The sequence below is a fragment of the Streptomyces sp. CT34 genome, from assembly GCF_000805335.1.
Lineage (GTDB): Bacteria > Actinomycetota > Actinomycetes > Streptomycetales > Streptomycetaceae > Streptomyces.
In genome coordinates, this window is sequence record NZ_KN708638.1 from 2,772,565 (window position 1) to 2,779,301 (window position 6,737).

Sequence of the window (6,737 nt, forward strand, 5' to 3'; positions counted from 1 at the left end):
CGAGCTTGCCGAAGAGGCCGAGGTGGATGTGGACCCAGCGGTCCGGGCCGAAGCCGAGGAAGAGGTGTTTGCCGTGCGCCTCGGCGGTGTCCATGACCTGGCCCTCGACGAGCGCCGCGCCGTCCGCGAACTTGCCCTGCGGGCTGCTCGCCCGGACCGCTTCGCCCTCGAAGCGGTCCCGGTGGTCCAGCGCGAGGCGGTGGATGGTGTGCCCCTCGGGCATCGGGTCGTCCTCCAGTGGGCGCGCCCGCCCGCCCCGGTGGGCGCCGGGGGGGAACGGGCGGCGGCGGGGTCCGGCGGTCAGTGGTGCTGCGGGTGGTGGGCCGGGATCGGGGGGAGCTCGCCGGTGATCTCGTAGCGGGAGAGCATCTCGATCCGGCGGGTGTGCCGCTCCTCGCCGGAGTACGGGGTGGCGAGGAAGACCTCGATGAAGCGGGTCGCCTCCTCGACGGTGTGCATCCGGCCGCCGACCGAGATGACGTTGGCGTTGTTGTGCTCCCGGCCGAGCTTGGCGGTCTCCTCGCTCCAGGCCAGCGCGGCGCGTACGCCCTTGACCTTGTTGGCGGCGATCTGCTCGCCGTTGCCGGAGCCGCCGATCACGATGCCGAGGCTCTCCGGGTCGGCGGCGGTGCGCTCCGCGGCGCGCAGGCAGAACGGGGGGTAGTCGTCCTGGGCGTCGTAGATGTGCGGGCCGCAGTCGACGGGCTCGTGGCCGTGGGCCTTGAGCCAGTCGACGAGGTGGTTCTTGAGGTCGAAACCTGCATGGTCGGAGCCGATGTACACGCGCATGGCACGAGTGTGGCACGACGTTGTGGGGGTAGGCGCCACCGGGGCTTTGTGCCGCCGGCGGCGACTCCGTACAACTCGTCGGTAACCACAACGATCCACAACGATCCGGGTTCGGGCTCTTCCAAACGGTCGTTCACAACGTTCTAATGCCTTGGTTCCACAACCAGAACCACAGAAGGACGGTGCACATATATGGGCGCGCACCCTCCCCCGAGCTCCGCAGGAGCAGGGGGCACCCCCACCACCAACGTGGTCCCCGCCGCCGGCGATCCCGGCGGCGGAGCCACCGGGGGGCAGTCGCAGGGCGGACTGCAGGCAGGACTCAAGAACCGCCATCTGTCGATGATCGCCATCGGCGGGGTCATCGGCGCAGGTCTGTTCGTCGGTTCCGGAGCCGGGATCAAGGCCGCCGGCCCCGGCATCCTCCTCTCCTACGCACTGACCGGCCTGCTGGTGGTGCTGGTGATGCGGATGCTGGGCGAGATGGCCGCGGCCTCGCCGACGTCCGGGTCGTTCTCGGCGTACGCGGACCGGGCGCTGGGCCGCTGGGCGGGCTTCACGATCGGCTGGCTGTACTGGTTCTTCTGGTCGGTGGTGCTGGCCGTGGAGGCGACCGCGGCGGCGTCGATCCTGACCGGCTGGGTCCCGGCCGTCCCGCAGTGGGCCTGGGCGCTGCTGGTGATGATCGCGCTGACCGGTACGAACCTGGTGTCGGTGGGCTCGTTCGGCGAGTTCGAGTTCTGGTTCGCCGGGATCAAGGTCGTGGCGATCGTGATCTTCATCGTGGTCGGCGCGCTGGCGATGTTCGGGCTGCCGCCAGGGCACCACGCGGTGGGCACGGTCAACCTGACCGGGCACGGCGGCTTCCTGCCGAAGGGGCCGGGCGCGATCCTCTCCGGCATGCTGCTGGTGGTCTTCTCCTTCATGGGCAGCGAGATCGTGACGCTGGCGGCGAGCGAGTCGCCGAACCCGGTGGTGGCCGTCCGCAAGGCCGTCAACAGCGTCATCTGGCGGATCGCGCTGTTCTACATCGGGTCGATCACGGTGATCGTGACGCTGCTGCCGTGGGACGACCCGGGGGTGGCCAAGAGCCCGTACGTGGCGGTGCTGAAGTCGCTGAACATCCCGTACGTGGACGTCGTGATGGACGTGGTCGTGCTGACCGCGGTGCTGTCCTGCCTGAACTCCGGGCTCTACACGGCGTCCCGGATGGCGTTCTCGCTCGGTGAGCGCGGGGACGCGCCCAGGGCGTTCGCGACGGTCAACAAGGGCGGTGTGCCGGCGGTGGCGATCTGGGCGTCGGTGGCCTTCGGCTTCATCGCGACGATCTTCAGCTACACGTCGAAGGACACCGTCTTCCAGTTCCTGCTCAACTCGTCCGGCGCGGTGGCGCTGTTCGTCTGGCTGGTCATCTGCTTCTCGCAGCTGCGGATGCGCCGGACGCTCGAACGGGAGGCGCCGGAGCGGCTGTCGGTGCGGATGTGGCTGTACCCGTGGCTGACCTACGCCACCATCGCGCTGATCGTCTTCGTCGTGGGCTACATGTTCTACGACAAGGACGGCCGGGTGCAGATGGTGCTGTCGGTGGTGGCGGCCGTGGTGGTGCTGGCGGTCGGGCTGGCCCTGGAGCGGCGGCGCCGCGGGCACGCCGCCGCGGCGGCCGGGGAGAGGCCGGAGGCGGCGGAGGCCGCCGAGGGCGCGTAGCCGCTCCTCGCACACGGCGGGGCCCGCACCGTGGAAATCGGTGCGGGCCCCGCCGTGTTGCGGTGCGTCAGCCGCGCCGGCCGGCCAGCTTCCAGGCGGCCGGCAGGGCGCCCATGGCCAGCGCGATCTTGAGGGCGTCGCCGAGGAGGAACGGCACCATGCCGACGGCGACGGCCTTGCCGAGGGGCATCCCGGTGCCGAGGGCGAGGAAGGGGACGCCTGTGGCGTAGATGAGGGCGTTGCCCGCGGCCATGGTGGCGGCGGTGCGCAGCACTCCGCGGTCGCCGCCGCGGCGGGCCAGTGCGCCCACGGCGGTGGCGGCCAGCAGCATGCCGAGGACGTAGCCGAAGGTGGCGCCGCCGGCACCCGAGGCGCCGCCCGCGAACCAGGGCATCCCGGCGACGCCGGCGACGGCGTACAGCGCGAGCGAGAGCAGACCGCGGCCGGCCCCGAGGGAGGCGCCGACCAGGAGGGCGGCGAAGGTCTGGCCGGTGACCGGGACCGGGGAGCCGGGGATCGGCACGGCGATCTGGGCCGCGACACCGGTGAGGACGGCGCCGCCGGCGACCAGCGCGGCGTCGCGGACCCGTGCGCGGGTGGCGGTGGCGGCCGGCAGCAGGTCGGCCAGGACCTCCCCCAAGCTCTCGACTGCGCTCGAGCAGGGGGTACCCCCATCGGATTTGGTCAGGGCGGCTGTGCTCATCGGTACTCCGCGGGGTGAGAGGGATGCGGGGGTCGGGACGCGATGACGTTAGTCCAGCGGGCCGTTGGCGATCATCGTGTGGCGCCGACAAAGCCGTACCGGCCCGCTTGGAGGGTTCCGAACATCCGCCAGAATGCCGGGCGTTGCCGGGTCGCGGGGCGTCTTTGCAGGTCACGTGATGCTCATCACGGTCGAGGGGGCGAGCGGGCACCGGTTTTGTGGTAGTGCGAGGCGGGCGGCGACACTGGGGGCGACCCGCGGTGACCTGTGGAGTTCCCCCAAAGCCGTCGGCGGCCCGGCCGCCCTGTCGCGAGAGTACGAGCCATGCACGACGCACCGCCTGCGGTCGGGAAAGAGCCGGAAGAGCAGCCGGAAGAACAGCCGAAAGAGCAGGAGCCGCTGTCCACCGGGCTGAAGCAGCGCCATCTGACGATGCTGGGGCTGGGCGGGGTGATCGGCGCGGGGCTGTTCGTGGGCTCCGGGGCGGGGATCTCGGTGGCCGGGCCGGGCATCGTGCTGTCGTATCTGATCGCCGGCGCGCTGGCGATGCTGATCATGCGGATGCTCGGGGAGATGTCGGCGGCGATGCCGGCGTCGGGGGCGTTCTCGGTGCACGCGGAGCGGGCGCTGGGGCGCTGGGCCGGGTTCAGCGTCGGCTGGCTGTACTGGTTCCTGCTGGTGGTGGTGCTCGCGGTGGAGGCCACCGGGGCGGCGCAGATCGCGCACGGCTGGGTGCCGGCGGTGCCGCAGTGGGGCTGGGTACTGGTCTTCATGATCGCCTTCACCGTCGCCAACCTGTCCGCGGTGAAGAACTTCGGGGAGTTCGAGTTCTGGTTCGCCACCCTGAAGGTCGCGGCGATCGTGCTGTTCCTCGCGCTGAGCCTGCTGGCCGTCTTCGGCGTGCTGCCGGACACCAGGCCGGTCGGGCTGGCCAACCTCACCGGGCAGGGCGGCTTCCTGCCGCACGGTTGGGGCGGGGTGGTCTCCGGTGTCCTCGCGGTGGTGTTCGCCTTCGGCGGGCTGGAGGTGGTCACCATCGCGGCGGCCGAGTCGGACGACCCGGCGCGCGCGGTGGGCCGGGCGGTGCGCAGCGCGGTGTGGCGGATCCTGTTCTTCTACGTGGGGTCGATGCTGGTCATCGTGACCGTGCTGCCCTGGTCGTCGATGCGGCCGGGCCGGAGCCCGTACGTGATGGTGCTGGACCACATCGGGGTGCCGGGCGCCGGGCAGATCATGAACGTCGTGGTGTTCGTGGCGCTGCTCTCGGCGCTGAACGCCAATCTCTACGGTTCGTCGCGCATGGTGTTCTCGCTGGCGGAGCGCGGCGAGGCGCCGCGCGGGCTGCTGAAGGTGTCCCGCGGAGGGGTGCCGCGCCGGGCGGTGCTGGCGTCGGTGGCGTTCGGCTTCGTCTCCGTCCTGCTGAATCTCAAGTGGCCGGATTCGGTCTTCCTCTACATGCTCAACGCGGTCGGCGCGGTGCTGCTGTTCGTCTGGGGGCTGATCGCCGTCTCCCAGCTCCGGCTCCGGCCGCGTATCGAGCGGGAGGCGCCGGAGAGGCTCGCGCTGCGGATGTGGGCGTTCCCCTATCTCACGTGGCTGGCGCTGGCGGCGATGGCGGCCGTGATCGTGCTGATGCTCACCGACGACACGGCCCGGCCACAGCTGCTGTGGTCGGCCGGGGCGACCGCGGCGGTGCTGGTGGTGGCCGGTCTACGGGAGCTGCGGGACCGCCGCGTACGGGGCTGAGCCGGCGGCGTCCGGGCCGCCACGGCGCTCCTCGGGGCACCCCTGCGGCGGGCTCGGGCGCACATGAGGCACACCTCACATATGCCGCATTCGACGATGTATCAGGCACGTACGGTCACGATCCCGTCTGAATACCGAACAATCGCTGCACGGCTGTTGCCCTGAGCGGACACCGGCACTCAAACTGAGCCAGCTTTGCCGAGGACCCCGGATTTCGAGCCGCCCACGGCCCCGGGAGACCGCAGTTCCGCCCGCTCCGCATCTCACTTACTGGGACAGGTACGACATGAATCGGACACCCTCGTCCGCCGCGGCCGGCCGCGAGCAGGCCGACGCGGTCCAGGGCGCCGGCCAGGACGGCGGCTCGCTGTCGAACGGCCTCAAGCAGCGCCACCTCTCGATGATCGCCCTCGGCGGGGTGATCGGAGCCGGGCTGTTCGTCGGCTCCCGCGCGGGGATCGCGGCGGCCGGCCCGTCGATCGTGCTGGCGTACGCCGTCTCCGGCGCGCTGGTCATGCTGATCATGCGGATGCTCGGCGAGATGGCCGCGGCCAATCCGGCGTCCGGCTCCTTCTCGGTGCACGCCGAGCGCTCCATCGGCTCGTGGGCCGGCTTCACCGCGGGCTGGATGTTCACCGCGCTGCTGTGTGTGGCGGTGGCGGCCGAGGCGCTGGGGGCCGCGGATGTGATGCACCAGTGGTTCCCATCCACCCAACCATGGATGTGGGTACTGCTGTTCATGGTGGTCTTCACCGGGACGAACCTGGCGGCGGTCGGCAACTTCGGCGAGTTCGAGTTCTGGTTCGCCACCCTGAAGGTCGCCGCGATCGGCATCTTCCTGGTCCTGGGCGTGCTGGCCATCCTGGGCCTGCTGCCCGGCACTTCGGCTCCCGGCACATCGCACCTGACCGGCGACGGCGGCTTCCTGCCCAAGGGCGTCGACGGCCTGATGGTCGGTCTGCTGGCGTCGGTCTTCGCGTACGGCGGTCTGGAGACGGTGACCATCGCCGCCGCCGAGTCCAAGGACCCGGTGCGCGGGGTGGCCCGCGCGGTGCGGACCGCGATGTGGCGGATCGCCCTCTTCTACGTCGGCTCGATGGCGGTCATCGTCACGGTCATCCCCTGGAGCGCGCCGTCCATCGCCAAGAGCGGCCCGTACGTGGCGGTGCTGGACTACCTGAAGATCCCGGCGGCCGGCCAGATCATGAACGTGGTCATCCTGATCGCGCTGCTCTCCGCGGTGAACGCCAACATCTACGGCTCGTCGCGGATGGCCTACTCCCTCATCTCCCGCGGCCAGGGCCCGGCCTTCCTCGGGAAGGTCAGCGGCGGGGTGCCGCGCCGGGCGGTGCTGCTCTGCGCGGCCTTCGGGTTCCTCGCGGTGATCTTCAGCTTCCTGTGGCCCACCACGCTCTTCCAGTGGCTGCTGAACATGGTCGGCGCGGCCGTCCTGGTGGTCTGGGGCTTCATCGCGGTCGCCCAGCTGCGGATGCGGCGGCGGCTGGAGCGCGAGGCGCCGGAGAAGCTGGTGGTCAAGATGTGGGCCTTCCCGGCGCTGACCTGGGTGGCGCTGGCCGGCATCGCCGCGGTGCTGCTGCTGATGCTGCGCGACGACAACCAGCGGATCCAGCTGCTGTTCACCGGCGGCTTCGGCGTGGTGCTGACGGTGATCGGGCTCCTGCGGCAGCGGGCACTGAGCAACCGGTAGTTCTCCTTCCGGACCCCTTCGGGCGGGGCGGGACCTCCTTCCGGGGTCCCGCCCCGCCTCCGTCTTTGGGACCAGGCCGGGCGGCAC

General features: G+C 71.1%; 5 protein-coding genes and 1 pseudogene. 3 read left to right on the forward strand and 3 right to left on the reverse strand.

The window, feature by feature from the left end:
- Positions 1-223 (reverse strand): annotated as a pseudogene (locus RZ84_RS40990) (DNA-formamidopyrimidine glycosylase family protein); the annotation flags it as partial.
- Between the two features lie 77 nt (positions 224-300).
- On the reverse strand, positions 301-789 hold the full coding sequence (locus tag RZ84_RS12240) for a ribose-5-phosphate isomerase (protein WP_043264347.1): 489 nt from the start codon (positions 787-789) through the stop codon (positions 301-303).
- Between the two features lie 192 nt (positions 790-981).
- On the opposite strand from RZ84_RS12240, the gene RZ84_RS12245 reads away from it, so the two are divergent.
- A complete protein-coding gene (locus RZ84_RS12245; protein WP_241777674.1) occupies positions 982-2,493 on the forward strand; it encodes an amino acid permease in 1,512 nt (503 codons plus the stop codon).
- Positions 2,494-2,560: 67 nt separating this feature from the next.
- Here the strand turns inward: RZ84_RS12245 and RZ84_RS12250 are convergent, their stop codons facing one another.
- On the reverse strand, positions 2,561-3,133 hold the full coding sequence (locus tag RZ84_RS12250; protein ID WP_107068107.1) for a biotin transporter BioY: 573 nt from the start codon (positions 3,131-3,133) through the stop codon (positions 2,561-2,563).
- 495 nt (positions 3,134-3,628) lie between these two features.
- Between RZ84_RS12250 and RZ84_RS12255 the strand changes: the two genes are divergently transcribed.
- Positions 3,629-4,942 carry an amino acid permease gene (locus RZ84_RS12255; RefSeq protein ID WP_241778040.1) on the forward strand — a complete coding sequence of 438 codons (1,314 nt, stop codon included), beginning with the start codon at positions 3,629-3,631 and terminating at the stop codon, positions 4,940-4,942.
- A gap of 286 nt (positions 4,943-5,228) precedes the next feature.
- Positions 5,229-6,650: an amino acid permease gene (locus RZ84_RS12260; protein WP_043264350.1), complete on the forward strand. Its 1,422-nt coding sequence runs from the start codon at positions 5,229-5,231 to the stop codon at positions 6,648-6,650.
- Positions 6,651-6,737 lie beyond the last annotated feature (87 nt).

Coding starts and splice junctions, on each gene's coding strand:
- RZ84_RS12245 (WP_241777674.1), top strand. CDS start 982: ATGGGCGCGCACCCTCCCCCGAGCTCCGCAGGAGCAGGGGGCACCCCC.
- RZ84_RS12240 (WP_043264347.1), bottom strand. CDS start 789: ATGCGCGTGTACATCGGCTCCGACCATGCAGGTTTCGACCTCAAGAAC.
- RZ84_RS12255 (WP_241778040.1), top strand. CDS start 3,629: ATGCTGGGGCTGGGCGGGGTGATCGGCGCGGGGCTGTTCGTGGGCTCC.
- RZ84_RS12260 (WP_043264350.1), top strand. CDS start 5,229: ATGAATCGGACACCCTCGTCCGCCGCGGCCGGCCGCGAGCAGGCCGAC.